This window comes from Micromonospora sp. NPDC049580, assembly GCF_040675595.1.
In the GTDB taxonomy this organism is placed as follows: domain Bacteria; phylum Actinomycetota; class Actinomycetes; order Mycobacteriales; family Micromonosporaceae; genus Micromonospora.
In genome coordinates this window covers 1-25,575 of sequence record NZ_JBFAPG010000029.1, presented here as the reverse complement: position 1 = coordinate 25,575, position 25,575 = coordinate 1, and the positions used below count along the sequence as shown (strand labels likewise).

Here is a 25,575-nt window from a genome sequence, read left to right as displayed (position 1 = left end):
GCACCGCGAGGTTGCGCCCGGCCGCTGGCCCCATCGGAACGGCAACCGTCGTACGGGCCACGTCCACCGCCCGGCCGAGCAGAGCGGCCGGTCCGTGTGCCTGGCCCGCCAGAGCCGCCCGGTGGCGCGGATCGTTGCTCAGCAGCGGGCGAGCGTAGCCGGCGAACACCACCGGCGGCGCCGAGCCGGCCGGCCGAGCCTCCCACAGCTCGTGCCGCAGTTGCTCGACGACCTCCGGATGGTCCAGCGGATCCGGGTGCCGGATCAACCGCTCGTGGCCACGGATCGCGCCCCGGGGGCCACCGAGCCCTCCGGCGGTGTTCACCACCGCGCTGCCCACCGGCAGCCCTGCGGCCGAGTCGTTGGTCGGCTCCAGCACCGGGCCGCCGCCCGGCAGCGCCACCCGCACCGGGAACTGTCCGAGAACCGAATCCCGGTGCCCGGCGTCCGCGCGGCCACTCAATCCCAGCTCGCCCGCGCCGGCCAGCACCAGGTGTACGCCGTACGCCCGACCGGCGCGCGCCAGCCCATCCACCTGCGCGGTCAGCTCGGCGGCCAGCCGATCCCGCTCGGCGAAGAGCAGCGGCACATTGTCCACCACACAGACGATGCGGGGCAGCGAGCGGTGCTGGCGCAGCTCCGCGAAGCGCTGCCCACCGGCCCGCCCGGCGGCCTCCGCGCGGCGCTGCACCTCGGCCGTCAACTGGTCGAGCAGGTCGCGGACGTACTCCCGGTCGGCGGCCATGGCCGCGGCCCGCACCTGCGGGATCCAGGAGCGGTCCCGCTCGGTCTGCAGAAACTCCACGAACGACTCACCGTCGCCCAGATCCGCCAGGTAGAGCGCCAGGTCGTCCGGGCCGTACCGGGCGGCGAGCCCCAGCAGCGCGGTGGTCAGGAACGCCGCACGTCCCGCCCCGGACCGGCCACTGACCAACCAGTGCGGGGTCAACTCGGTGAAGCCCAGCGGCACCGGCCGGCCCCCGGCGTCACCCACCATCGTGGTGAGGCTGTCCGAGGAGTCCGCCTCCCAGAGCCGCTCACCCGTCGCCGGCAGGAGATCGGCCAGTGCCAACCGGGAGCCCGCCTCCACCTGGGCGGCGAGCCGTCGACAGACCGCGTCGACGAGATCCGCCGGCGGGTCCGTCTCCACGAAGACCGGTGAGTTCAACCCGCCCGGTGGCTCGGCTCCGGGGCCCGCGAACGACGCCCCCGGCGGGTCGCCGAGCAGCGCGTACGCGTTGCGCAGCACCAGTGAGGTGGCCTGCGGCAACGGCGCCCGGGACGCGTACGGGCCCGGTGGCGGCCAACCGGCCACCACCAGGTGCAGGCCGGCCGTGGGCCCCTGCTCGGCCAGCGCCTCGATCCGCGCCAGGTCGGTCGGACCGGTCAGCTCCGGCAACGCGGCGACCACCAGCAGCAGGGTGCGGTCGTGGCGACGACGCCCGCTCGCACCCGGGGTCACCCACTGCTCCGCCTCCGTCAACACCGCCCGCAGACCCGCCACGTCCACCGCCGGTGGCGGCAGCAGCCCGGCATCGGCCAGCGCGCCGAACGGCGTGAGCACCGCACCCGTGGCGTCCACCGCGCGCACCAGCAGCGCCCCGGCGGGCGCCCCGCCCAGCAACCGCAGCAGCACGGCTCGCAGCAGCCCCGCCACCCGGGGCTCCCGCGCATCGGTGTCCACACTCAGGTGCCCGGCCCCGATCAACGGCACGAGCGCGGGGAAACGGGCGTCATCCAACGGTGCCGCCGTACCCACCCGCACGAAGGGCGGCGGGCCGTCACCCGCCGGAGAATCCACGGTGAGCGAGTCCAGATTGGCGCCCGACCAGCCCGGGGCCAGCCGCGCGGCAACCACCCGCAGTCGGTCGGCCAACTCGTACTGGCGGCGCTGATCCGCGGGGGCCGGTCGAGTCTCGTCGAGGATGCCGGCGGCGGCGGTCACGACAGCTGCGGCCCGGCGGTGCAGCGCCGCCGCTCGGTTCGTGCGTGCCTTCGGACCGGCCACCGTGTCCACCCCCTCGCCCGAGGTTGGCAACCCCTCCCCGAGCAGTGACGGTATCCCAGCCGGAGCCGCTCCTCCGGGAGGTACCGCGGTGGTGCGCCGGTGTTGTCGCGGATCTCACCGGTGGGGAGGGGTCCGTCACGATCCGCTGGATCTGAGGCATTGGCTCCGGGCCGTCCAGCCGTTAACTTCAGGAGGTGGAATCAGTGCAGCCCCCCGCCGGTTCCCAGGTCTCCCGCGTACCGGCCCAACGGACTCCGTCCGAGCAGCTGCCGCCGGCCCCGCCAGCGCCGGCGCCACAACCGCGCCGCCGCCGACTGCGTACGGTGCTCACCGTGGTCGGTGGGGTGCTCGCCCTGCTCTGCCTCGGCGCGGTGGCGACGGGGTACGTGCTGTACAACCGCGCGGCCGCCCCCGACCGCAGCGCCCCCGACGTGGTCGTCGACAACTACCTACGCGCATTTCTCGTGGACCGCAACGACGCACGAGCCGACCAGTACACGTGCGAGGGCGGGACGCAACTGGAGCCACTTCGCGCGCTACGAGCCGACCTGCTCACGCGTGAGGATCGCTTTAGGGTCACGATTTCGGTCAGTTGGGGCAGCCTCGGCTTTCAGAAGCAAGGCGACGTTGCTGATGTTCAGGTCACTCTGGTCATTTCCGCCTTGGTGGACGGCATAAGGCAAAGCGAGCGACAGTCCTGGCAATTCAACACCCGGTTAGGCGAAGGGTGGCGAGTATGCGGCGGGCAACCGGCGGCTTGATCACTCGATCCACAGCAGATGGACCGGAACCTCCAGGGTGGTGGGTGACTGGCCGCGCCAGGCCCAGCGGTACCACTCCACTTCGGGCGTGATCCGCACGCAGATGTCGCCCTCGGCGCCCGAGTAGGTCTCGGTGACGGCCCGCATGTCCCGGTGTTCCAGCCCACCCTCGACGTGCACCACCCGGCGTCCGGTGACCGCGTCCGCCTCGAAGACGGGCGTGGGGGACCGATGGGACGGCCCGTCCAGCGAGACCAGCCGGATTCCGGTGTCCCGGGTGCCCCCCGATCCGGGCCTTTCGCAGATCGTCTCCACCCAGACCCGCTCCACCGGCACCAGCGGCGCGAACACCTCGACCTGGTCGGCCTCGGCCCGGTACCACTCGTGCTCGGGGATGACCGGCACGTAGGTCCGGGCACCCTGCACGACGCGGTCGTCCGCGCGCAGATCCCCTCGCCAGCCGAGCCCGGGCAGACCGACCAGCACCCGCTGCCCGCGTAGCTCCACGCGTCCGGTCGCGGGCACGATGGTCAGTGGGCGGGGCGGCCGGGGTGCCCAGTCGGGCTGGTCGGCGAACGGGTCCGGCATCGGTCCGGTCATGCCCGTGACAGCCTCACTCCGCGCCGCGCAGCGGGGCGCCCCGCTCGCGCATGAACGGAATCGGGTCGACCGCGCCCCGGCTGGACCGGTCGTTGCGCAGGTGCACCTCGAAGTGCAGGTGCGGGCCGGACGAGTTACCGCTGCTGCCCACCTGCCCGATCACCTCGCCGGCCGGCACGATCTGATCGGGTGCGACCCGGGGGTGGACGACCATGTGGCAGTACCGGGTGATGTAGCCGCCGGCGTGCAGGATGTCGACGAACCAGCCACAGCCGCCCTTGCCGGGGTACCCGTCCACGTCGCAGCTCCGCCGTCCGCGATTGTCCGGGTCGCAGCGGGCGACCAGCACCCGGCCGGCGGCCGCGGCGCGGATCTCGGTGCCCTTGGCCGCTCCGATGTCGACACCGTTGTGGCTGGGTCGCTCGGCGGTCCGGAAGCCGGAGCCGACGTCACCGGAGATCGGCGCGGTCCAGCCGGAGGCGGCGATCTGGCCGCGCTCGGCGGCGTCGCACACCGCCTTGCCATTGATCTCGACGGTGCGGGCCGCGCCACCGGCCAGCGCGTCCACGATCTTGCTGGCCAGTTCCTCGTGCTTGGCATACGCGTCCGGATAGGCGCTGATCTGCACCTGCTGGGCCACGACGGTCAACGGTCGGCGCTGCCAGCTGCGTACCTTCACGAGCTTTTCGTAGAACTTCCGGGCCGTGTAGGCGGGAGTCATCCGCTCGGCGACCGAGCCCCATCCCGGCCGCTGCTGGAACAGACCCAATGAGTCGTGGTCCGCGCCGACGCCCTCGTGCGGCAGGGCGAGAGAGGCGGGCACCCCGGTGTTCGCCAGATTACGCAGCGCGGACTCCTGCATCGCGGTGGCCAGGGCGATCACCCAGCCACGCGAGGGCACCCCCATGTCCTGACCGACCTTGATGATGATCGCCGCGTTGCGGATCTGCGCGTCGCCATACTCGGCAAACCGGGGCAGTTCGCCGGCGATGTCCACCGGACGCACGGGTCCGCAGCCCCAACCGGCCAGGGCATCCCCGTCCTGCGCGTCGCCGCCGAGACCGCTGAGAAAGAACGCCGCGGTGCCTCCGGTGCAGCAGAGCAGGAGCAGCACCCCGGTGAGCACGGAGGCGATCACGCCGACCCGAATCGGGCGGCGAAGAGCACGGCCTGCTCGGCCGGCGGTCACTGTCGCTCCCAGTCCACCACGTCGACCAGCCAACCCTTGTCCGCCACCACCAGCTCCAACCGGAGCCGCCCGGTGTCGAGCGGTAGCAGCACCTCGACGAACGTGTCGGTGCGCGATCGCACCGATGGTGGGCCGGTCACCTCCTCGGCCGGCACTCCGCCGGGCTCGGCGCCGGCCAGCTTTTCGGTCAGCGCCGGGGTCGACAACGGCCGCAGGCCGGCCTGCCACTGTTCCGCCGTCATTCCGGGTCGGCCGAGCCAGGCGGAGGCGAACCGGTCGGCGGTCTGCTCCGGCGTGCGGGCGCCGGGCCGGGTGACCGGCGACGGCGGAGCCTCGGTGGAGGTCACCCCGTCGTCACCGGCCGTCGGGTCGACGGTGGTGATCGGCCGGTTCGGTCGGCTGCTCAAGCCGTCCGCCGGGTCCATCGGGCCGGACGCGAGGCGGGCTGCCCCGATCACCCCGAAGACCAGTACCGCGATCACCACCGCCACTCCCAGTCGGGACCGCAGCGCCCGGGTGAAGAGGAATTCCAGGGCCCGTCGCATCGCGGTCACCGAGCCTCTGAGCGCACCCGCGGTCCGGTGCGGTCCGGCGCACGTTCGGTGGAGCCGGGCCGGTAGACCACGAACGACGGGTTCTCCGACGGCACGTCCGGTTCAGTCCAGGTCGCCGGCTGCCGTCGACGGGGCTGCGGTGGCACCGGACGACCTCGGTTGCCGGTCTCCTTCGTCGGCGCCTCATCGGCGCGTTCCTGACCGTCCGGTCGACCGTCGCTGGCGCCTCGGCCCGCGACCGGGGTTGGCGTCGGCGTCGGGGCCGGGTCTTCCCGGCGTGCCTCCGGGCGCAGCCGGGTCTGCTCGGCGTCCGGCGACCGGCGGCGTCCGCCCACCGGTTCCATCGTGCCCCCGGGCTCGGCCACGTCGAGCCGGGCCGCCGTCCGCATGTCCCGGAAAAACCGGCGGTGCCAGGACCCGGCCGAGCTGACCGCCTCGCTGCTGTCCTTACCGCCGAGCTGGGTGATCCGCCGGTACGGCCGCAGCAGCAGCCAGCCGACCACTCCGCACAACCACACCAGCACCACCTGGAGCCAGCCGGGCAGCGTGGGCGTACTCATGATCAGATCGACCGCGAACAGGTAGATGGCGGCGCCGGTGCCGAAGATGGCGATGTTGAAGATCGCGGCGACCACGGCGTTCGCGAGCCGTCGTAGGCCGGCACTGGCCGGACGGAGCAACCCCACCGTGCCCAGGATGGGTGCCGCGATCACCGCCCATCGGAAGATCAGGAAGCCCAGCAGGACCAGCAGCGACGCGGTCAGGTCGAACATGGCGAACAGGACCGAGGCCAGCACCGCGATGAACCCGGCCCCGACCCGGTCCATGTCCCGGACACCCTGGAGGTACTCGTACGCCTCCGGGTCCTCGGTCTGGATCTGCTCGGCCACCCGCGCCCACTGCTGCTGCTTGGCCTTGATCGTCGCCTCCCGGGTGGCCGGGTTGGCGCGCAGCTTCTCGACCTCGTCCCACGACAGCGCCTTGGCGTCGTACAGCGCCGGACCGTACTTGCGGGCCGTCTCACTGTCCGCCGAACCGAGCACGCCCCGTAGCCAGTTTCGATATAGCATCGCCTCGGTGGCGGTGTCGCTGGCTCGCACGGCAGGTGGACGCTTGTCAACACACGCGTCCGGGTTGGGAAGAGCACAGCGGTCCGGTGGAGTATCCCGGGCTGCCGGGCCCACCGCGTCGTGCACCACGCCCAGCGAGGTGACCAGCGTGCCGTCCGCGATGTTCGCCGACTTGACCGGCCAGGCGGCGAGGGCGGTGACCGCGACCATCACCAACAGAGCCCAGCCGGCGGTGGTCATGGCGTTGCTCATGTCCGACTGCCGGCTTCGCCAGAGCAGATAGAGCCCCACCACGCACAGCGTGACGATGCCGAAGACGCTGAACACCTTCTCGTAGACGGCCTTGGTCGCCTTCTCGACCAGCGGGTCGGCCCAGCCCCACATCGACCGGGGGTCCCAGGCGCGTTCTCGTAGCGCATTGGAGGCGCCGACGATCGCGGTGGCCACCATGAACTCGCCGTTCGCCACTGTGGTGGTGAACTTGTAGTCCGGATGCAGGACCGACGACGCGCAGCCGCCGGGGATGTCGTACGTCGGATAGCTGTATCCGGCGTAGCCGTAGTCGCTGTAGAGCCCCTTCGGCCCGAGTTGTTTGGCGGAGTCCGGACGACCGGCGAACCAGCCGGCGAGGCCGGAGTCCGGCGTGCCCGGGGTCGGCGCGTTGCGGCACTTGACCTCGTCCTCGCTGACCGCCTGGAGCTTCCCTACGCAGGCCCGGAAGTCCGCTTGCCATTCGGCCGTCGTGCAGAGGTCGGCTCGGGCCTGGGCGACCGGTGGCGCGGCTGCGGCCGGCTCCGCGCCGAGCAGCGGCCAGCTGAGGGTGGCCCCGGCCAGCACGCCGAGCGCGAGCAGGAACGACGCGATCCGTGCCCGGGGCCCAGCCATGTCACGCCTCCAGATCCGGCAGGGAGATGCTCGGCAGGACTCCGGCCGCCGCGGCGATCGCGGCGGGCGTCGTGTCGAGGTGGTCCAGCAGGCCGTCGACGTACGAGACGTCGACGCGGACCTTCTGCACCCGACCGTCGACGTCGCGCATCACGAACTCCCGGAAGCCGAGGCGGTCGGCCGAGTTGGTGTCGGCGGCGGAGAGCGAGGCCAGGGTGGCCTCGTACCCGTCGTTGACCGGCACCCGCAGCAGCCGAAGCGCTTCGGAGGCGATCTCGGCGTCCTCGGCGATCCGGCCGACGAAGACGGTGGAGACCAGGTTCTGCACGTCGAGGCCGAGGATGTCGCGGGGGTTCTGCGAGGCGACCAGCGCCGCGAGGTTCCACTTCCGGGAGTCCCGGGCGAGCCGGACCAGGAACGAGCGGCCCGACCGCCAGCCCTCCATGAAGTGCGCCTCGTCGAGGCCGACGAGCTTTCGGGACGACATCGACCCGCCGTAGCAGCGGCGGACGGCGAGCCGGTGCGCGGTGTGCAGCATCGGCAGGGCGAGGGCCTCCTCGGCCGACCAGTACTCTCGTTCGATCTTCAGGTCGGGCAATCGGAGCCCGGCCATCGTGATCACGGTGAGCGCCGCGTCGGCACCGAGCAGACCCTCCGGCGGCCGACCGAAGAAGAGCATGGCCAGCGGCATCTCGGCGGTGTCCAGGAGCAGGTTCGCCAGCTCCTTGCCGGCGTCGTCGTCGAGCCGGCCGAGGCAGCTCACCACGTCGTCCAGGGTGGACGTCTCCTCGGCGGGGACCTGCCGGACGGCGTGCCGGAACAGGGTGGCGGTCGACGCCTCGCGGGCCACCTGCGGCGGCACGAGCATCATGCAGATGTCCTGGACCAGCATGCGCCGCTCGGCCCGGGCGTTGGAGACCGCGATCTCGAACTCGCGGTCACCGGGGGCGCCGGTGGCGAACTCACTGCGCAGTGGCGTCGGAATGAGCGAGTAGGGCGCAAGGGTGCCGTGCTCCGACCCGGTCAGGTTCAACACCCGGGAGTACGGCCGCAGCTCGGGCATGGCGCAGAGCCGGGCCAGCGGCCCGGACGGGTCGAGCAGGGTCACCTGGACCCCCCGTCGGGCGGCGAGATAGCCCAGCGCGCCGAGCAGGGTCGACTTGCCACCGCCCGGCTCGGCCACGAAGACCGCGAGCCCGGAGCGTTCGCGTACCTCCATGGGGAAGTGCAGGTCGAGGAAGACTGGGCGGCGGCAGGTGCCGGCGGTACGCCCGATGAGGTCGCCCCGGCGGTCACCGACGGTGGACGCGGCCTGGGGGAGCGCGGCGGCGAGCAGCGGGACCGGCATCCGGCGGACGTAGCCGGTGTTGGCGATGGGCTCGCCGGGGATGAACTCGCGAGCCAGCCAGTCCTGGTTCTTCGGGTGCTGCAGGGAGATGCGCAGCTCCCGGGAGTAGAGCTGGATGAGCCGCCGGGCCCGCTCCAGGCACTCCTCCCTGGTCCGGCCGCCGACCGCGATCCGGTGCCAGCCGTGGGCGCGGGCCGAGTCGACGGGCAGCCCGGTGGTCATCTCGTCGCCGATCACCAGCGCCCGCTTGGCGAGGCGTTCCAGCTCCGGTGGCGCGTCGATGCCGTGCTCGGCGTAGTCGAGCTGCTGGGAGCGGATCATCCGCAGCCGGTGTTCGAGATTGCGGAACGAGTCGCCGGATCCGAGGATGTCGACCCGGGTGGAGATCTCCATCGGCCAGGGCAGTCGCTCGTGGAAGTGCAGCCAGGGCTCGTGCCGTTCCGGGATCTCCAGCGGCTCCATCCGGCCGACGGCGAGTACTGCCACGTGCCGTTCCTCGCCGGTCATCCGGTTGACCAGTTTCACGGTCGAGCCGTACGGGGTGCGGTAGCGCTCGACCTGCTCGGTCAGGGCGAGCAGGTCACCGCGCTCCCAGCGGCCGTCGGTCACCGGGGAGAGCCGGCCCGGGGGCGCCATGCACAGCGCCACCGAGCGGTAGAGCAGCCACTCCAGCTCCTGGGCGGTGACACGTCGGCCGCGCATGCCGAACGCGCCGAGAACCTCGTCGAACTGTTCCACGGTGCGGCCCAGTTTGCGACGCTCGCCCTCGGCGGTGCCCCGGCCGAAGGTGCGCAGCAGCCGTTCGGTCATGGAGTCGCCGAGGGAGCGGCGGGCGAAGGTGACGCCCAGGTAGGTCTGCCCCTCGGCGTGGTTGACGGCCATGAGGTGCCGCTGGGCGGCGACCAGGTGGTCCGCCCAGCCGGTGGTGCCGGCGACGTCGGGCAGCGGTGCCGGCGTGTGCGCGTCGATGGTGCGCGCCCACTCGTCGGCGGGGAACGGTCGGGTGGTCCGGCGCAGGTGCAGCCGGAAACCGGCCAGGCCCGCGTACTGCTCGGAGATCGCCGACAGCAGCGCCTCACGCTCGGCGTCCGGGCGGAAGGCCCAGCGGACCTCGGGCAGCCAGTACCAGGCGGTGACCGTGTTGGGGGTGAAGGTCAGGTGGCCGGCGATCTCGGTGATGGCCAGCTCGACCGACGGATCCCGGTCTCCGAATTTGATCTTCGGGGCGCGGACCCGGGTTGGCTTGATCGGCCGGTCCTGGTTGCTCGCGGCCCGCTGGCGGGGTGGCGCGACCTCTTTCCCGGCCCCCTTGGGTCGCTCCGACCCGGGGCGGCGCGGTGCCCGCTCCAGGGCCGGCCGGTCGCTCGGGGCGGCGGTGGCCGGCCGGTCCGTCGGGGCGGTGGGACGCTGCATCGATGCCGTCGGTGGGACGACGGGTGCGGCGCTGGACGTCCGGGGTGCCGGGCCGGTGGCCGTCGACGCGGACGCGCCTGCGGCGGTCGGCTCGGGGTCGTCCGAGGGGTACCGCATCGGGCGTCGGTCACCCGCCTGATGCGGCACCCGGGACTCACCGGCCGGGTAGGCGTCCGCCCGTCGTGGCTCGACGGGCGGTCGGTCGCTGGTGGACCGGTCGTCGGGCGTCCACGGTGGCTCCAACTCGGGCGCCGGTCGGGCCGGGGTCGGAGCGACCGCGGGCGGCTGCTGCGGGACCGTCGGCTGGCTCCGGGTCGCGGGGCCAGCCGTCACGGCCCGTGAACCACCAGGTCGCGCGCCACCGAACAGGTCCAGGAACGGCGAGTCGATGTCGGCGTTCTCGCCGGCCGAGACCGCGCTGGGCTCGGCGGGCGGCGTCCGGCGGGTGACCGGCCGAGGTGCCTGGAACACGCCGACCGCGCCGTGGCCGGGCGAGGTCACCAGCGCGGGGTCGAGCGCCACCTCGTCCTCGGCCTCGGGGTAATCGAATGACTGCGCACGGTGACTGGCCGGCACGGCCGGGCGGCCGGCCGGGGAACCCGGCGTGGAAGAGCGACTCATGCGACCGCCTCACCCGCGTCGTGCAACAGACCGCTCGGCGTACGCCCGGTCATGCCAGCTCCTCCCGGATCCTGATCCGGCTGCCGACCAGACGCGGGTCGCGCTGCTCGATCGCCGGCTCCCGGGTACGTCGCCAGTCGGTCAGCGCGGTGCGGATGACCACCCGCGCCGGCCGGTCGGGGTCGACGTGCCGGAAGATGAACGACGTGGTCACGATGGCGAGCGCGATCTCCCAGGCTGGGAAGAGTTCGACAGTCAACGTGAACAGCCAGTGGATGAACATGTAGAGGGGGACGAGCAGCATGAAGAGCCCGTACTGGGCGTAGGGCAGGTGGACCGGAAGGGTGTAGCCGGGCGGCCCGAGGTAGACCAGGCGGGCCCGGTAGATGTCGTCGTCGGTGCGTAGCCGCATCTGGTGAACGCGCCTATTCGAAGATCAGGTCGATCAGGTAATCGCCGACGAAGAAGAGTGTGGCCGCGCCGGCGATGAAGGCCAGCCCGACGATGGCGATCGCGGAGCTGGTCAGGACCTTGGAGATCTCGCCGCGGCTGGCGCGACCGATGAAGATGACGCCCAGGACGGCGAGCAGGATCGGCGCGATCTTGCTGGCGAAGAAGGTGACGACACTGTTGGTGTCGATCCCCTTCGGTGCCGGCTCCGCGAGTGGAGCCGACGCCAGGGTGGAGAGCGCGTGGGCGACGCCGGAAGACGCCGTCTCCATGAGCTCGAAGGCGATCACTGGAACCTCCCCATAGCGCGGCCGGCGGTGCCGCAGCGGTGCAATGGACGAGCCTGGCGGGAAATGTGCTCCACAGGGCGCAGCGTTCTTGACCCTGCGTTCGTTACTCACCACGGAGGGTGGCGAGGTTTGGGCGTTTTTCCCCCGCTTCGGCCCTCCCTCCAAGCTTCGCCATCTCGATGCTGGCCAATTCCAAAGCGTACGGGCCGCCCCGGATTGCGACAAGCCGCGAAGGGACTGCCTGCTGCTGCCCGGATGGCCGATCGTACACCTGTTCTAACGAGCACGTCAGGGGTGGTCGACCCGGGCCGCCGGGTACCGCCACCACGACCGGTACCGTCTAGTCGTGACCGATCTGGTACGGGCTCCGGGCCCGGTGGTGATGGGCGTCCTCAACGTCACGCCGGACTCCTTCTCCGACGGCGGACGGTACGCCGACCTCGACGCGGCCGTCGGACACGGCGTCCGTCTGCGCGAGGCCGGGGCGCACCTGATCGACATCGGCGGTGAGTCGACCCGTCCCGGCGCCGAGCGGATCGACGCGGTGACGGAGGCCGAGCGGGTGCTGCCGGTCATCCGCGAGCTGACCGCCGCCGGTGTGCCGGTCAGCATCGACACCAGCCGGGCGCGCGTGGCCGAGGCCGCGTTGGGCGCCGGCGCGGCGGTGGTCAACGACGTCTCCGGCGGGTTGGCCGACCCCGACATGGCCCGCGTCGTCCGCGACGCCGGCTGCCCCTGGGTCCTGATGCACTGGCGGGGCCACTCCCGGCAGATGCGCGACCTGGCCAGCTACACCGACGTGGTGACCGATGTGCGGGGCGAGCTGGCACAGCGGATCGACGAGGCGCTGGCCGCCGGGGTCCCGGCGGACCGCATCGTCATCGACCCCGGCCTCGGCTTCGCCAAGACGGCCGCCCACAACTGGGAACTCAGCGCTCGCCTGCCGGAGCTGCTGGACCTCGGGTACCCGCTGCTCTTCGGCGCCAGCCGCAAGTCCTACCTCGGTCGACTCCTCGCCGCCGCCGACGGCACACCGCGACCCACCGACCAGCGGGAGGCCGCCACCGTGGCCACCAGCGTGCTCGCCGTCGCGGCGGGCGCCTGGGGCGTACGCGTGCACGACGTGCGCGCCACCGTGGACGCGCTCGCCGTCTGGGCCGCCACCGGCAGCCCGCGCCTGGTGCCGGCCAGCCCGGCTGGGCGGCCCGTACGAGCAGCCGCCGGCCGGCGAGAGGGAGACCGGTGAGCGACCGGATCCAGTTGACCGGCCTGCGCGCCCGCGGCCGGCACGGGGTGTACGACTTCGAGCGGGCCCAGGGGCAGGACTTCGTGGTCGACGCCGTCCTGGAGTTGGACCTCGCCCCGGCGGCGGCCAGCGACGACGTCACCGCGACGGTCCACTACGGCGAGCTGGCCGAACGTCTGGTTGCGGTGGTGACCGGCGAGCCGGTCAACCTGATCGAGACCCTCGCCGACCGGCTGATCGCCGTCTGCCTGGCCGACGAGCGGGTCCGCACCGCCACGGTCACCGTGCACAAGCCGGAGGCGCCGGTGCCGCACACGTTCACCGACGTGGCCGTCACGATGACCCGGACGCGTACCCGATGACCCGGGCCGTGCTCTCGCTCGGCAGCAACCTCGGCGACCGCCTGGAGCACCTGCGGACGGCCGTCACCACGCTCGGTGACACCGTGCTGGTGGTCTCCGGCGTGTACGAGACTCCACCGTGGGGGGACGCCGACCAGCCCGCGTACCTCAACGCGGTGCTGCTGGCCCAGGACGCCGCCGCCACGCCCCGCGACTGGCTGGAGCGGGCCCGGGCCGCGGAGCGCGCGGCCGGCCGGGTCCGTGACCCGCAGCGGCGGTTCGGGCCGCGCACCCTCGACGTGGACGTGATCGCGGTCTGGGGCGACGACGACGAGCCGGTGCTCAGCGACGAGGAGGAGCTGACCCTGCCGCACCCCCGGGCGCACCTGCGCGCGTTCGTGCTGCGACCGTGGATCGACATCCAGCCGTACGGGCGGCTGCCCGGCCACGGCTGGTTGACCGACCTGCTCACCGCCGGCCCGGTCGCCGACGACGCGCTGGAACTGCGTCCCCGGCCGGAACTGGCGTTAGAGTCGACGGCATGACCCAGTGGAGCCGGCCGGCATGACGCAGGCGAAGTCCCCACCACCGGGCGGGCCGGGCCCGGACCGGTCGCGGATGGGCCCCACCCGGATCTCGACCCTGGTCGTGGCCGCCCTGGGTGCGGCGGCGGTGGCCTGGCTGCTGATCAGCAGCCTCTACTACAGCGGCATCCCCCGTCTGCCGTGGCTGCCGGTGGTGACGCTTGCCGCGCTCGCGGTGCTGGAGGCGTACGCGGCCGTCAACACCCGCGGTCGCATCGAGCGCAAGCCCGGCCGGGATCCGGTGAACCCGTTGATGGTCGCCCGGTTCGTGGTGCTGGCCAAGGCGTCGGCGCTGGCCGGGGCCATCTTCGCCGGTTTCTACGCCGGGCTCAGCGGGTGGCTCTTCGTCGAGACCACCCGGGCCGCCATCGACGATCGGCCGGCCGCCGGGGGCGGGCTGCTGGCGTCGCTGGCGCTGGTGGGGGCCGCGCTCTGGCTGGAGCGGTCCTGCCGGGTCCCGGAGCGCCCGGACGACGAGCACGAGCCCGACCAGCGCCAGAGCCGTCCCGGCCAGCGCTGAGCAGGGGGTTACGCCTGGCTCCGGGCGCGGGTACGGTGCCTCCGATCGGAGAGCAACGGCCGCCCCCGATCCGTCCGTGCGCCGGACCGGGACGGCCGGCCACTGGGGAGGCGGTGCCATGGGGTACGAGGACACGGGCCGGGACCGGTCGGTCGAACCCTCGTCCGGGGTTCCTGTCGCCGTCCTGGAGAACGTCTTCGACGATCCCACCCACGGCGAGCCGGGCCGGGACCGCGTCGGTGTGCACATGTTGTGGGAATTCCTGCTGCTGGTCGGTCTCGCGGCCCTGGGCTGGCTGCTCTGGCGGGCCGACCCGGACACGCTGCGCGGCGCCGGTCTGCGTACGTTGCTGGTCGGCGCGGTCGGCCTCGGGCTGCTCGCTCTCGCCGCCGGGCTGAGCCTGCGCACCGCCGTCCCCAACCTGGCCGTCGGGCCGGTCGCGGTCGCCGCCGCGCTGCACTACGCGGAACAGGGCGATCGAGGGCTGGCGACGTCCGTGGGGTCGGCCGTCGTGGTCGCCGCGGTGGGCGGTCTCGTGTTGGCGCTGGCCGTGGTGGTGTTACAGGTGCCCGCCTGGGCGGCGAGCCTGGCCGCAGCGGCCGGAGTCGTGGTGTACATCGAACGTCGTTCGACGTCGATTCTGGTGCAGGGGGACTACGACCCGAGGCGTACGGCCGGCTACCTCTTCGCCGGGTTCGCCGCCGTCGCGGTCCTCGGCGGTCTGTTCGGCACGATCAGGTCGATCCGCCGGCTGGTGGGTCGGTACCGGCCGGTGGCCGACCCGGCCCGTCGCCGGGGCGCGCTGGCAGCCGTGGTCGCCGCCATCGCGCTCGTCGGTTCCACGGTGCTGGCCGCGCTCGCCGGTGTCCTGCTCGCCGCCAACGGCCCCGGGGCGGTCACACCCACCTCCGGGCTGGACTGGACCGTCCTGGCCATCGGCGTGTCCCTGCTCGGCGGCACCAGCGCGTACGGCCGCCGCGGCGGGGTGTTCGGCACGGTGCTGGCGGTCGGCCTGGTCACCGTCTTTCAGGCGTACGCGCCGGAGCGCGACTGGACGGTGAGTCAGTGGGCGCTCGGTGGTGTGGCGCTCGGCGTCGGGCTGCTGGTGACCCGGCTGGTCGAGACGTTCGGGCGGCCCCGGCCGGGCCACGTGGAGAAGATCGAGCCGGTCGGCGACGGCACGATCAGCACGGGATGGAACGTGCCCCGGCAACAGTCGGCCGACAACTGGCCTCCGACGCTGCCGACACCCCTCGCGCCGGAATCGGCCGACCCGTGGCGTGACCCCCGCTGGGAGACCGGCCCGCGGCGCTGGGACGCCGACGACCGGTGAGCCGTGTCCCGTCCGCCGAGCCGGCGCTGATCTCGACCGTTAGGCTCGCCGCATGACCGACACACCTGCCGCCACCCCCGGCGGAACCTCGTTCGAGGAACTCGACGCGCTGTCCACGGAGGAGCTGCGGGAGCGGGCGTTCGCCCGGGCCCGGGAGCGTCGCGACGTGGGGTTCTACTGGTCGGTGCTGCGGCACCTGCCGAACGCGGACGAGGCCACGGTGCTGGACGGCGCGCCGAACTCGATCGGCCCGACCATCGACGAGGCGAACGCCTTGTGGCGGGAGCTGACCGGGCACGGCTACGAGGAGTCGGCGCCGCTGCTGCGGGCCGCCTTCATCGACTACCTGCTGAAGCACTGAGCCGTTCGGGGCAGCCCAGGTCCGCCCGGCCGGCCGGCACGGGACCTGGGCGGATCATGGGACTCGTCCGTACGGGCCCGGTCAGCGGCTACGGGACGGCCGCCGGCACCGGCGCGCTCGCCGTACTGCTGCTGGTCGGCATCTGTGGCAGCCCGGCGTACACCGGCTGGGCCGCCGCGACGCTTACCGACCCGGACTCGGCCGGCGGCTTCTACCTGCGCCTGCTCGCCTGGCCGGCCTGGCGGCTGGACGCGGACGGGCAGGCCGGCGGTCTGTTCGCCGCCGACCTGCGGGCCGTCGCGCTCGTGGTCCTCGCGGTGGCGCTGCTCTATCTGCTGCCCGCCGCGCAGGTGGCCCGGGTGCCCGGCCCGGTCAGCCAGTTCTTCTCCGGCTGGGCCGCGTACGTGCTGGCCGGCGGGCTCGCCGCCGTGCTGGCGGCGCTGCTCGGCCCGGACGCGTCGCTGCTGGCAGCACTGCGAGACGCCAGCAGCGGCGCCGGCTACGGCTTCCTCACCGGCTGGATCATCGGCACCGCGAGCCTCGGTGGTCGCGCCTGACCCGCGCGACCCCATTCGAAACGGGTGCCGCCGCCCGGCCGGTCAGCGGCCGGGTCAGCCCGTCGAGCGGCCCAGGTCGAGCAGACGCTGGCGGCTCAGCGCGCCCACTGGGCGGCCGTCGTCGGTCACGACGAGCTGGTCCCGTCCCGACGTGAGCAGCACCGCCAGCGCGTCGTACGCCGTGCCGTCCAGCGCCACGGTGGGCAGATCCGCGGCGGCGCCTGGGGGCACCGGCTCCAGGGACTCCCGGTCGAGCGGGGTGACCGCCAGCCGGCGGATGCCCCGGTCGGCTCCGACGAATTCGCGGACGAACGGGGTGGCCGGTGCGCCGAGCAGGGCGGCCGGCGTGTCGTACTGCTCAAGGTGCCCGCCCTGAGAGAGCACGGCGATCCGGTCACCGAGCCGGACGGCTTCGTCGAGGTCGTGGGTGACCAGCACGATCGTCTTGCGGACCTCGGCCTGGAGGCGGAGGAACTCCTCCTGCAGGCGGGCCCGGACGATCGGGTCGACGGCCGAGAACGGCTCGTCCATCAGCAGCACCACCGGGTCCGCGGCGAGCGCGCGGGCCACGCCGACCCGCTGCCGCTGCCCACCCGACAGCTCGTGCGGATAGCGGCGGCCGAACTGGGCCGGGTCCAGACCGACCAGGTCGAGCAGCTCGTCGACGCGGGCCCGGGTCCGATCCCGGGACCAGCGGAGCAGACCCGGGACGGTCGCCACGTTCGCCCGGACCGTCTGGTGTGGAAAGAGGCCGACGTTCTGGATCACGTAGCCGATCCGGCGGCGTAGCCGCACCGGGTCGACGTCGGTGACGTCCTCGTCGCCGAGCATGATCCGCCCGGCCGTCGGCTCGATCAGACGGTTGACCATGCGGAGCACTGTCGACTTGCCGCAGCCGGACGGGCCGATCAGCACCACCAGCTCGCCGGCCTTGACGTCCAGGCTCAGGTCCCGCACGGCCTCGGTGCCGTTCGGGTAGCGCTTCTGGATGCCCTGCAGGGAGATCGACGCCGCGCGAGGGGATTCGGCCACGCTGGCGGCCTCCGGGGTAACGTCCACGTATGTCCTTCCGCCTGAGCTACCGGGCCGACCCGGGTAACCCCTGGTTCTCCTGGCAGTACGTGCGGGACAACTCTGACACGATCCTCGCCGCCATGCGCGAACACGCCTCCCTCACGGGACGCGCGGTGCTGATCGCGGTGCTGATCGCCCTGCCGTTGTCCGTGCTCGCGTACTGGGTCCGCCCGCTGGCCGGCCCGATCCTCGGCGTCACCGGCGTGATCTACACCATCCCGTCACTGGCGCTGTTCGCGTTCATCGCGCCGTACCTGGGCACCGGCGCCACCACCGTGCTGGTCGGGTTGGTCCTGTACGCGCTGCTGCTGATCGTCCGCAACGTGGTGGCGGGGCTCAACCAGGTGCCGCCGGAGGTCGGCGAGGCCGCCGAGGGCATGGGCTACGGCCGCTGGCGGCGGCTCTTCCGGATCGACCTGCCGCTGGCGATCCCCGGCATCCTGACCGGGTTGCGCCTGGCCACCGTGTCGACGGTCGCGCTGGTCACCGTCGGCGTGCTGGTGGGGCACGGCGGCCTCGGTCAACTGATCTTCGCGGGCTTCCAGAACAACCTCTACAAGGCCGAGATCATGACCGGTACGGTGCTCTGCGTGGCGCTCGCGGTGCTGCTGGACCTGCTGCTGGTCCTCGTCGGCCGGCTGGTCACCCCCTGGTCCGCCCGGGGCGTCCGGTGAGCGCCGCGGCCAATCCCGTGCACCAGGCGGTGCTCTGGCTCAACGACCCCCTGAACTGGAGCAACCCGGGCGGCATCCTGGACCGGCTCGGCGAGCACCTGACGATCTCCGCCCTGGCGGTGGCGCTGGGCTGCCTGGTGGCCTGGCCGGTCGGGCTGTGGCTCGGGCACACCGGCCGCGGCGGCGGTCTGGTGGTGCTGGTGTCCAACGCCACCCTGGCCATTCCCACCCTGGCGCTGCTGACCATCCTGCCGCTGACCTTCCTCGGCTTCGGGCGTACGCCGGTGGTGGTGGCGCTCGCCGTCTTCGCCATTCCGCCGCTGCTGGCCAACGCCTACACCGGCGTACGTCAGGCCGACCCGGAGGCGCGCGACGCGGCCCGCGGGATGGGCCTGTCCGGCGGGCAGTTGCTGCGTCGGGTGGAGCTGCCGCTCGCGGTGCCGTACCTGGCGGCCGGCTTCCGGACCGCCGCCGTGCAGGTCATCGCCACGACCGCGCTGGCCTCGTTCGTCAACGGTGGCGGTCTCGGCGAGATCATCCGTACCGGATTCGGTCTGAGCATCGCCGCCGGTGGCGGGCAGATCGTGGCCGGTGGTGTGCTGGTGGCCGGGCTGGCATTGCTGGCCGAGCTGCTCCTCGGGATCGTCGAACGCCTGGTCACCCCCCGTCCGCTGCGACGCGGACGGCAGCGCGCGGGCCGCGCCCGGCCCGCCGACGCCACCGGCCGCGCCTGACGCGCCGTCGCGATCCGTCCGGGTGAGCGGACGCCGAAGCGGCGACCAGCGGCGGGCCGGTCGGTGACGATGCGGTGACGAAGCCCATCCCGGGTTGTCGGTCGCTCGCGGACCATGTTGGGTGGAAGTCGCGGGCGGCCGACAGCCGGGATCGCCCGTCGGACACGCGGCCGGCCCGGGACGGGTCGCGCCGGGACACGGAAGGCGGGCGGCACACATGCGCGCACGTACACGTCTGGCGATGGGCGCCATCGGCGCCATCGCCGGAGCAGCACTCCTCACCGGGTGTGGCGACGCCGGCTCGTCCGGCACCGACGCCCCCCAGACGAGCGCCTCCGGCGCCGGGTGCGCTCCGGTCGCCGGTCAGCAGCTCATCGCTCTGACGGACGACAAGAAGCTCCAGAATTCCGACAACGTCATTCCGGCGGTCAACAGCAAGGCGGCCAACCCGCAGCTGATCGCCGCGCTGGACAAGGTCTCCGCGGCGCTCGACACGCCGAAGCTGATCCAGCTCAACAAGGCCGTCGACGCCGACCGCAAGACCCCCAAGGTGGCCGCCGAGGAGTTCGCCAGCGCCAACAACATCACCGCGGGAATCGCCAAGGGCCCGGGTGGCGACATCGTGGTGGGCGCTGGCAACTTCAGCGAGAGCCAGACCCTGGGCGAGCTGTACCGGATCGTGCTCACCGCCGCCGCTTACCAGGTCAAGGTGCAGCAGATCGGCAACCGGGAGCTGTACGAGCCGGCGCTGGAGAAGGGCGAGATCCAGGTCGTCCCGGAGTACGCGTCGACCATGGCCGAGTTCCTCAACACCAAGGCCAACGGCAAGAACGCCCAGCCGGTGTCCTCGCCCGACATCAACACGACGGTGACCAAGCTCAAGGCCGAGGGCGACAAGGTGGGCATCACCTTCGGCACCCCGGCCGCCGCGCAGGACCAGAACGCGTTCGCGGTCACCCAGCAGTTCGCCGACAAGTACGGCGTGCGGACCCTCTCCGAGCTGGCCGCGAAGTGCTCCGGCAGCGCGACGGTGCTGGGCGGCCCGCCGGAGTGCCAGCAGCGTACGTTCTGCAAGCCGGGCCTGGAGAAGACGTACGGGCTCTCGGTGGGCTCGTTCTCCTCGCTGGACCAGGGTGGGCCGCTGACCAAGAACGGGCTGCGTGAGGGCAAGATCAGCGTTGGTCTGGTCTTCTCCTCGGACGGTGCCTTCGCCACCAGCTGAGGTTCCTTTCGAGTGTGCCGTGGACGCCCCCTCCCCATCTCGGGGCGGGGGCGTCCGCGCGTCCGGGGACCCGTTCCCTCCGCTGGGGATCGTCGGTAGGCTGCACAGCCATGCCAGCCCCGGTCACCCCCGACGCCCGGCGTCAACCGCTGTTGCTGACCGTGCTCTTCTGGGGCGGCGTGGCCCTGGCCCCGGTGGCGGCGCTGATCCTTCTGGTCGCTGACGGTAACGGCCCGCTGCGCTTCGCGGCGGTGCTCGCCATCGTGGCGGTGGTCCTGATCGGCCTCTCCATCGCGTTGCGCCCCGACGGTGACGACGGTCGGGCCGATGAGCTGCTGGACGAGATCGAGGAGCTGCGCCGGGAGTTGCGCGCCGAGATCGTGGCCGCCGCGCAACGCGGCAACCAGGCGCTCGACCAGGCGCAGCGAGCCCAGGAGGGGATCGCGGCGGTCCGCCGTCGCCTCGATGCCACCGGAGCGGCCCTCGCCGGCGCCACCCCGCTGGCCGAGCCGGCAGGCGCCGGGCGGGTGCGGGTGCCGGCCGCCGACCCGGTGGACGAGACTCCGCCCGCCCGCAGCCGGGTACCGGTCCCCGGCGACGCCCCGGTCGCCCGGGTCCGGGTGCCCGCTCCCGAGGAGGCCGTCGGCCGGGTTCGGAGCCCGGGTCCGGGCGAGGTGGCCGGTCGGGTTCGGGTGCCGGCCCCGGACGAGGCCGCCGATCGGTGGGGTCGCGACGAGCGCGCCGACGACGAACCGGCGTACCGCCACCGCGCCGCCGCCGACGCGCCCCCCGAGCCAGCCGCCGGCGGTGTGTACGGCGCCGAGCGGTCCGCGGCCGGATACGCCGCCGCTCCCCGCCCGCGTGAGCACGACCGCCCCCGTGAGCACGACCGCTCGGAGCCGGCGCACCGGCCGGTGGGCGTGGTCCGGCACACCGAGACCGTGCACGTCACCACCCGGCACACCGTCGTCGACGGCGGACCAGCCGAGCCGGGCGGGCGCTACGGCGGTGGGTACGCCGGCCAGTGGACCCCGCCGGCCCAGGAATGGACCCGGGGCGGCGGCACGGAGGGACGTGCCCGGCCGGCCGACCGCTCGTGGGGCGAGCCGGAGAACCCCCGGTCCACGTACGCCGACGACCGTGCCCGCCCAGCCGACGACCGGGCCCGCTCTGCCGACGACCGCGCTCGGCCCGTCGACGACCGGTCCTGGGGTCAGCAGCCCGCCGCCCGGGGTGAGTCCGGTTGGAAGGGCGCACGGGACGGCTCGGGCTCCGACCGGAACGGGCCCGACCGCGGCGACGAGGAGCCGGGCTGGACGGCTCGCCGCGACGAGCCGGAGTGGACCGGCCAACGCGACGTGTACGCCCAGGCCGACGAGCCTGCCTGGGGCGGCCGATCGCAGCACGACGACCGTGGCTGGTCGGAGCAGGCCGAGCCCGACCACGCCGGTGCGCCGCAGCCCGGTCCCGCCCTGCGGGCGGACGACACCGGCGAGTACTGGTCGCAGTTGCGGGCCGGCGACCGGTGGGCGGCCGTCCGGGACGACGGGAACGGCCGTGAGCTGCACGTCGGTGAGCGCCGGGCCGAGGTGCACGCCGACGCCACGGGGACCGAGTACCGGATGGCGGACCGCTGGGCGTCCGTCCGCCAGGAGGACCCACGCCGCCACGAGGACCCGCGCCGCCACGACGAGCCACGCCGCCACGAGGACGCGCGCCGCCACGAGGACTCACGCTGGCAGGACGAGCGCGAGTCGTACCACCGGTCCGAGCCGGGCGGCCGGCCGGCGCTGCCGGTCGGCGGCGTGCCTGTGCCGGACGAGTGGCGTCCGCCGCGCCAGCGCGGTCACGAGCCGGAGCCCGCCCCCGAGCGGGCCGGCCGCCGCCGGGTCGAGGAGCGGTACGGCTACCCGCCGCAGGACGACGTGCCGCGTGCCGGCGGCGCCCCGGTCACCGACCGCTGGCGCTGACGCGTCACTTGTCGATGTCGCCGACCACGAAGAACATCGAGCCGAGGATGGCGATCAGGTCCGGCACGAGGCAGCCCGGGAGCAGGGTGGCCAGCGCCTGCACGTTCGCGTACGAGGCGGTGCGCAGCTTCAACCGCCAGGGGGTCTTCTCGCCGCGCGACACCAGGTAGTAGCCGTTGATGCCGAGCGGGTTCTCCGTCCAGGCGTACGTGTGCCCCTCGGGCGCCTTGAGCACCTTCGGCAGGCGGGTGTTGATCGGCCCGGTCAGCCGGTCCACCCGGTCCAGGCACTGCTCGGCGAGATCCAGCGAGACGTACACCTGGTCGAGCAGCACCTCGAAGCGGGCGTGGCAGTCCCCGGCGGTCTTGGTCACCACCGGCACGTCCAGCTCGTCGTACGCCAGATACGGGTCGTCGCGGCGCAGGTCCAGGTCGAGTCCGGAGGCTCGGGCCACCGGCCCGGACGCGCCGAACGCGGCGGCGTCGGCGGCGGACAGCACGCCCACGCCCACCGTGCGGGCCAGGAAGATCTCGTTACGCCGGATCAGGTGGTCCAGGTCGGGCAGCCGCCGACGGACCTCGCCGATCGCCGCGCGGGCCCGCCCGGTCCAGCCGTACGGGACCTCCTCCTTCAGCCCGCCCACCCGGTTGAACATGTAGTGGATGCGGCCGCCGGAGACCTCCTCCATCACGGCCTGGATGGTCTCCCGTTCCCGAAAGGCGTAGAAGACCGGCGTGATGGCCCCGATCTCCAGCGGGTACGAGCCGAGGAACATCAGGTGGTTGAGCACCCGGTTCAGCTCGGCGAGGGCCATCCGCAGCCAGGTGGCCCGCTCCGGCACCTCCATGCCCATCAGGCGTTCCACCGCGAGCACCACGCCCAGCTCGTTCGAGAACGCCGAGAGCCAGTCGTGCCGGTTGGCCAGCACGATGATCTGCCGGTAGTCGCGTACCTCGAAGAGCTTCTCCGCGCCCCGGTGCATGTAGCCGACGATCGGTTCGCAGGCGATGACCCGTTCGCCGTCGAGCACCAGCTTCAGGCGCAGCACGCCGTGCGTGGAGGGGTGCTGCGGGCCGATGTTGAGCACCATGTCGGTGCCGAGCTGCTGATCGCCGGTGCCGGCGACCAGACCGGCCCCGGTGCCGACGGTCAGTTCACGGAGGGCCCCGGCGTCGGTGGTCATGCCCGTCATCGTGCCACGGCGACGGTGCCCCGGGTCACGGCGACCGCTCAGCGCCACCGGGTCGGCCAATCGGCTCATGTGGTCGTCGGACCCCCGCCGTAGCATCCCGATCCATGGAGCGGACGGAGATCGACGGAGTGCCGGTTCGGTGGAAGCAGGGGCCGGCGCCGCTGAGCGCCACCCTGCTGTTCGGCTGCGGCGCGCGGGACGAGACGTTCCGCACCATCGGGGTCACCCACCTGATCGAGCACCTGGTGATGAGCACCCTGCCCCGCCTGCACCACGAGCACAACGCCTCGGTGGACCTGCACGTCACCGAGTTCACGGCGACCGGCCGGCCGGAGCAGATCGTGGCCTTCCTCGCCGCCGTCTGCGACGGTCTCCGGGCCCTTCCGCTCGACCGTCTCGAGAAGGAGGCGGGTGTGCTGGCCGCGGAGGGTGGCCACTGCACCGATCCGACGACGGCCGCGCTGCTCACCCAGCGGCTCGGCGTGCAGGGCGCAGGGCTCGCGCCGTGGACCGGTCCGGGCTACGACCGGCTGACGCCGGAACAGATCCGCGAGTACGCCGCACGTTGGTTCGTGGCCGGCAACGCGGTGCTGCTGCTCACCGGCCCACCGCCGGAGGGCCTGCGGCTGCCGCTGCCGGCCGGGCCTCGACCGGATCATCTCGCGCCGACGCCCGTGGCGACCGCCGAACCGATCTGGTGTGAGCACCTCGTGCCGTCGGTGGGGGTGTCCCTGGTCGGCGACGACGACGCGGCGATGGCGCTGGGCTGCCAGGTGCTCTCCCAGCGGCTGGAGCAGATCGCCCGGCGCACGCACGGCCTGAGCTACGAGGTGGGCGGTGACGTCGTCCTGCTGGGCAACGGACAGCAGTTGGTGACGGTCACGGTGGACGCCCGTGAGGGCCAGGAGCCGCAGGTGGCCGCCCTGCTCTGGGAGGAGCTGAATCGCCTGGCCACGGAGGGACCGACGGCTGCCGAACTGGCCGAGGAGTGCGCCGCCGCCCGCGAGATGATCGAGGACCCGCGCGCCGTCGAGGCTTATCTCCACCGGTCCGGCTTCCGGGAACTGCTGGGCCTGCCGCAGATCACCCCCGAGCAGCGGCTGGCCGACTTCCTGGCGGTCACGCCGGAGGATGTCCGCGTGCGGTTCCAGGCCGCGCTGCCCAGCGCGCACCTCGTCGTACCGTGCGGAGTGACCCTCTCGCTCCCCGGGCTGACCGAGGGCGGCTGTCCTCGTCTTCCCGAGCAGCCCGAAGGTCGGGTGTTCCACCCGCCGATGCTGGCGAAGGTGCTCGCCCGTGAGGCGCGCGGTCTCCGGCTGATCCTCACCGACGACGGGGTCGCGCTCCGCGACCCGGACGGCGACGTGCACCTGGTCCGCTTCGACGAGGTGGTCGGTGTCGAGGAGGACGGCGCCGCGCGTACCGTCTTCGGCCGCAACGGCTGCCACGTCCTGGTCGATCCGGACATGTTCCGCGGCGCCGAGCGGGCGGTCCGCGCGGTCGACGCGGCGGTCCCGGCCTCTCTGCGTTACCGGCGCTCGGAACTCGTCGGGCTGGACTGAACGACATCGGCGATGCCGACCGGTTGACGCAGCCACCAGTGCCCGCCGAGCCCGGCCGGGTCGGTCAGTTCGGCCACCGCCGACGCGGCGGCCAGCGCCCGCACGTAGCCGGCCGGGTCGGTGCCGGCCAGGCTCAGCGGCGGTCGCCCACCGTCGGCCCCGAGCGCCCGCAGCGCCTCGGCCTGCGAGACCAGGGAGTACGCACACCGGGCGACCGCCGCGCCGGCGGAGGCGACCGAGTCCATGGCCACGTGCGCGGTGACATCGCTCGACCCGTCCGGCACCGGAGGCACCTGCCGCCCGCCCCGATATCCGGTCAACGTCCCGTCCACCGGTCTGCCGTCGCGCAGGTGTCCGTAGTCGACCGCCACCGCCAGCCCTCGGCTGATCCTGCCCACCGCGTGTGCCCAGGCTTCGTCCCTCGGCCTTCCTATTTCTGCCCGGTTGCTGTGGGGGTTCGGTTGGTCGCGTTGGGGGGTCTCCGGGCAGCCCGGCCGGCTCCGGGCGGTCAGGATTGATCCCTGCGCCGGCCGGGCTGCCCGGAGACCCGACTCGCTTCCGCCAGTCGCATCAGTCGAGGTTGAACCACCGGTCACGGCACGGTCCGCACCGCGCGGGCTCGCGGGACCGGGCCACCATGTGGTCAGCCAATCAAGATCAGCAGGGTCGACTGGCCCGCCTATCGTCTCCACACCGCTCTCGGGTTCGACAAGTACATACCGCCAGCCACCGGTGGTGTGCAGTGCCACGTCCAACGGCACGTTGTCCAACCACTCGGTAGCCAGCAGCACCCCCGTGATCTCACCGGGGATCTCGGCGGTCCAGTGGATCTCCTCTGGGAGGTCGTCGGGTCGGGGCGCCAACTCGACAGCGGTGAACCGCACCCGTTCCGCCAGCGAACGGGCGGTGATCGACGACCGCTCGCCGGGTGACTGACGGACGGCGGTCGTTGGAGTCAGGGTTTCGGGGGAGCCCGCCCACTCCGGGCGGTCAGGCTTGATCCCTGCGTGGGCGGG

General features: G+C 73.0%; 24 protein-coding genes. 13 read left to right on the top strand and 11 right to left on the bottom strand.

Translation table 11 applies throughout. The features are described from left to right. A partial coding sequence (locus tag AB0J68_RS04780) for an FtsK/SpoIIIE domain-containing protein (protein ID WP_363936170.1) occupies positions 1–2,017 on the bottom strand: 2,017 nt, incomplete at its 3' end. Between the two features lie 194 nt (positions 2,018–2,211). Between AB0J68_RS04780 and AB0J68_RS04775 the strand changes: the two genes are divergently transcribed. Further along, a complete protein-coding gene (locus tag AB0J68_RS04775; RefSeq protein ID WP_363936167.1) occupies positions 2,212–2,769 on the top strand; it encodes a hypothetical protein in 558 nt (185 codons plus the stop codon). Here AB0J68_RS04775 and AB0J68_RS04770 read toward each other — a convergent pair whose 3' ends face one another. The 7 genes from AB0J68_RS04770 to AB0J68_RS04740 are packed head-to-tail and all read right to left on the bottom strand — an operon-like array spanning position 2,770 to position 11,189. Continuing rightward, a complete protein-coding gene (locus AB0J68_RS04770) occupies positions 2,770–3,369 on the bottom strand; it encodes a hypothetical protein (RefSeq protein ID WP_363936162.1) in 600 nt (199 codons plus the stop codon). A 13-nt stretch (positions 3,370–3,382) separates the two neighbouring features. Continuing rightward, positions 3,383–4,558 carry a M23 family metallopeptidase gene (locus tag AB0J68_RS04765; protein ID WP_354861087.1) on the bottom strand — a complete coding sequence of 392 codons (1,176 nt, stop codon included), beginning with the start codon at positions 4,556–4,558 and terminating at the stop codon, positions 3,383–3,385. Next, positions 4,555–5,112, bottom strand: a complete 558-nt coding sequence (locus tag AB0J68_RS04760) for a hypothetical protein (RefSeq protein ID WP_363936159.1) — start codon at positions 5,110–5,112, stop codon at positions 4,555–4,557. Before AB0J68_RS04760 ends, AB0J68_RS04765 begins: the two co-directional genes overlap by 4 nt. Continuing rightward, the gene (locus AB0J68_RS04755) at positions 5,109–7,067 is read right to left on the bottom strand and encodes an MFS transporter (RefSeq protein WP_363936156.1); all 1,959 of its coding nucleotides are present in this window, start codon (positions 7,065–7,067) and stop codon (positions 5,109–5,111) included. Before AB0J68_RS04755 ends, AB0J68_RS04760 begins: the two co-directional genes overlap by 4 nt. 1 nt (position 7,068) lies before the next feature. Further along, positions 7,069–10,449, bottom strand: coding sequence for an ATP-binding protein (locus AB0J68_RS04750; protein WP_363936153.1), 3,381 nt, complete (start codon positions 10,447–10,449; stop codon positions 7,069–7,071). Positions 10,450–10,498: 49 nt separating this feature from the next. After that, positions 10,499–10,861: a hypothetical protein gene (locus tag AB0J68_RS04745; protein ID WP_007466101.1), complete on the bottom strand. Its 363-nt coding sequence runs from the start codon at positions 10,859–10,861 to the stop codon at positions 10,499–10,501. A 13-nt stretch (positions 10,862–10,874) separates the two neighbouring features. Further along, the gene (locus tag AB0J68_RS04740; protein ID WP_030327982.1) at positions 10,875–11,189 is read right to left on the bottom strand and encodes a hypothetical protein; all 315 of its coding nucleotides are present in this window, start codon (positions 11,187–11,189) and stop codon (positions 10,875–10,877) included. 346 nt (positions 11,190–11,535) lie between these two features. Here AB0J68_RS04740 and folP point away from each other — a divergent pair, with 346 nt between their 5' ends. From folP to AB0J68_RS04705, 7 genes are all read left to right on the top strand, one after another. Next, complete coding sequence (gene folP, locus AB0J68_RS04735) at positions 11,536–12,435, top strand: dihydropteroate synthase (RefSeq protein ID WP_354861094.1); 900 nt, start codon at positions 11,536–11,538, stop codon at positions 12,433–12,435. Beyond that, positions 12,432–12,797: a dihydroneopterin aldolase gene (folB, locus tag AB0J68_RS04730; RefSeq protein ID WP_354861096.1), complete on the top strand. Its 366-nt coding sequence runs from the start codon at positions 12,432–12,434 to the stop codon at positions 12,795–12,797. Before folP ends, folB begins: the two co-directional genes overlap by 4 nt. Continuing rightward, entirely contained in the window at positions 12,794–13,321 is a 528-nt protein-coding gene (gene folK / locus AB0J68_RS04725) for a 2-amino-4-hydroxy-6-hydroxymethyldihydropteridine diphosphokinase (RefSeq protein WP_355064943.1), read from the top strand. Before folB ends, folK begins: the two co-directional genes overlap by 4 nt. Positions 13,322–13,340: 19 nt before the next feature. Then, positions 13,341–13,880, top strand: a complete 540-nt coding sequence (locus AB0J68_RS04720) for a DUF3180 domain-containing protein (RefSeq protein WP_355135781.1) — start codon at positions 13,341–13,343, stop codon at positions 13,878–13,880. Positions 13,881–13,998: 118 nt separating this feature from the next. Continuing rightward, positions 13,999–15,213: an ABC transporter permease gene (locus tag AB0J68_RS04715; protein ID WP_363936149.1), complete on the top strand. Its 1,215-nt coding sequence runs from the start codon at positions 13,999–14,001 to the stop codon at positions 15,211–15,213. 52 nt (positions 15,214–15,265) lie between these two features. After that, positions 15,266–15,574, top strand: a complete 309-nt coding sequence (locus AB0J68_RS04710; protein ID WP_234587453.1) for a hypothetical protein — start codon at positions 15,266–15,268, stop codon at positions 15,572–15,574. Between the two features lie 56 nt (positions 15,575–15,630). After that, positions 15,631–16,131 (top strand): hypothetical protein, encoded by a 501-nt coding sequence (locus AB0J68_RS04705; RefSeq protein WP_363936146.1) that lies wholly within the window; start codon positions 15,631–15,633, stop codon positions 16,129–16,131. Positions 16,132–16,185: 54 nt separating this feature from the next. On the opposite strand, the gene AB0J68_RS04700 is transcribed toward AB0J68_RS04705, so the two are convergent. Then, on the bottom strand, positions 16,186–17,190 hold the full coding sequence (locus AB0J68_RS04700; protein WP_354861105.1) for an ABC transporter ATP-binding protein: 1,005 nt from the start codon (positions 17,188–17,190) through the stop codon (positions 16,186–16,188). 2 nt (positions 17,191–17,192) lie between these two features. Between AB0J68_RS04700 and AB0J68_RS04695 the strand changes: the two genes are divergently transcribed. From AB0J68_RS04695 to AB0J68_RS04680, 4 genes are all read left to right on the top strand, one after another. Then, positions 17,193–17,879, top strand: a complete 687-nt coding sequence (locus tag AB0J68_RS04695) for an ABC transporter permease (RefSeq protein ID WP_354861107.1) — start codon at positions 17,193–17,195, stop codon at positions 17,877–17,879. Next, positions 17,876–18,613 carry an ABC transporter permease gene (locus AB0J68_RS04690; protein ID WP_355135777.1) on the top strand — a complete coding sequence of 246 codons (738 nt, stop codon included), beginning with the start codon at positions 17,876–17,878 and terminating at the stop codon, positions 18,611–18,613. Before AB0J68_RS04695 ends, AB0J68_RS04690 begins: the two co-directional genes overlap by 4 nt. Positions 18,614–18,854: 241 nt before the next feature. Then, positions 18,855–19,835 carry a glycine betaine ABC transporter substrate-binding protein gene (locus tag AB0J68_RS04685; RefSeq protein WP_363936141.1) on the top strand — a complete coding sequence of 327 codons (981 nt, stop codon included), beginning with the start codon at positions 18,855–18,857 and terminating at the stop codon, positions 19,833–19,835. Positions 19,836–19,945: 110 nt separating this feature from the next. Then, on the top strand, positions 19,946–21,805 hold the full coding sequence (locus AB0J68_RS04680; protein ID WP_363936139.1) for a hypothetical protein: 1,860 nt from the start codon (positions 19,946–19,948) through the stop codon (positions 21,803–21,805). A gap of 4 nt (positions 21,806–21,809) precedes the next feature. On the opposite strand, the gene AB0J68_RS04675 is transcribed toward AB0J68_RS04680, so the two are convergent. Beyond that, complete coding sequence (locus tag AB0J68_RS04675; protein ID WP_007466075.1) at positions 21,810–22,997, bottom strand: NADH-quinone oxidoreductase subunit D; 1,188 nt, start codon at positions 22,995–22,997, stop codon at positions 21,810–21,812. 104 nt (positions 22,998–23,101) lie between these two features. Here AB0J68_RS04675 and AB0J68_RS04670 point away from each other — a divergent pair, with 104 nt between their 5' ends. Beyond that, positions 23,102–24,559 (top strand): insulinase family protein, encoded by a 1,458-nt coding sequence (locus AB0J68_RS04670; protein ID WP_363936137.1) that lies wholly within the window; start codon positions 23,102–23,104, stop codon positions 24,557–24,559. Here the strand turns inward: AB0J68_RS04670 and AB0J68_RS04665 are convergent. After that, positions 24,526–25,518, bottom strand: a complete 993-nt coding sequence (locus AB0J68_RS04665; RefSeq protein ID WP_363936165.1) for an SAM-dependent methyltransferase — start codon at positions 25,516–25,518, stop codon at positions 24,526–24,528. The two genes, AB0J68_RS04670 and AB0J68_RS04665, sit on opposite strands and share 34 nt — an antisense overlap. Positions 25,519–25,575: the final 57 nt, after the last annotated feature.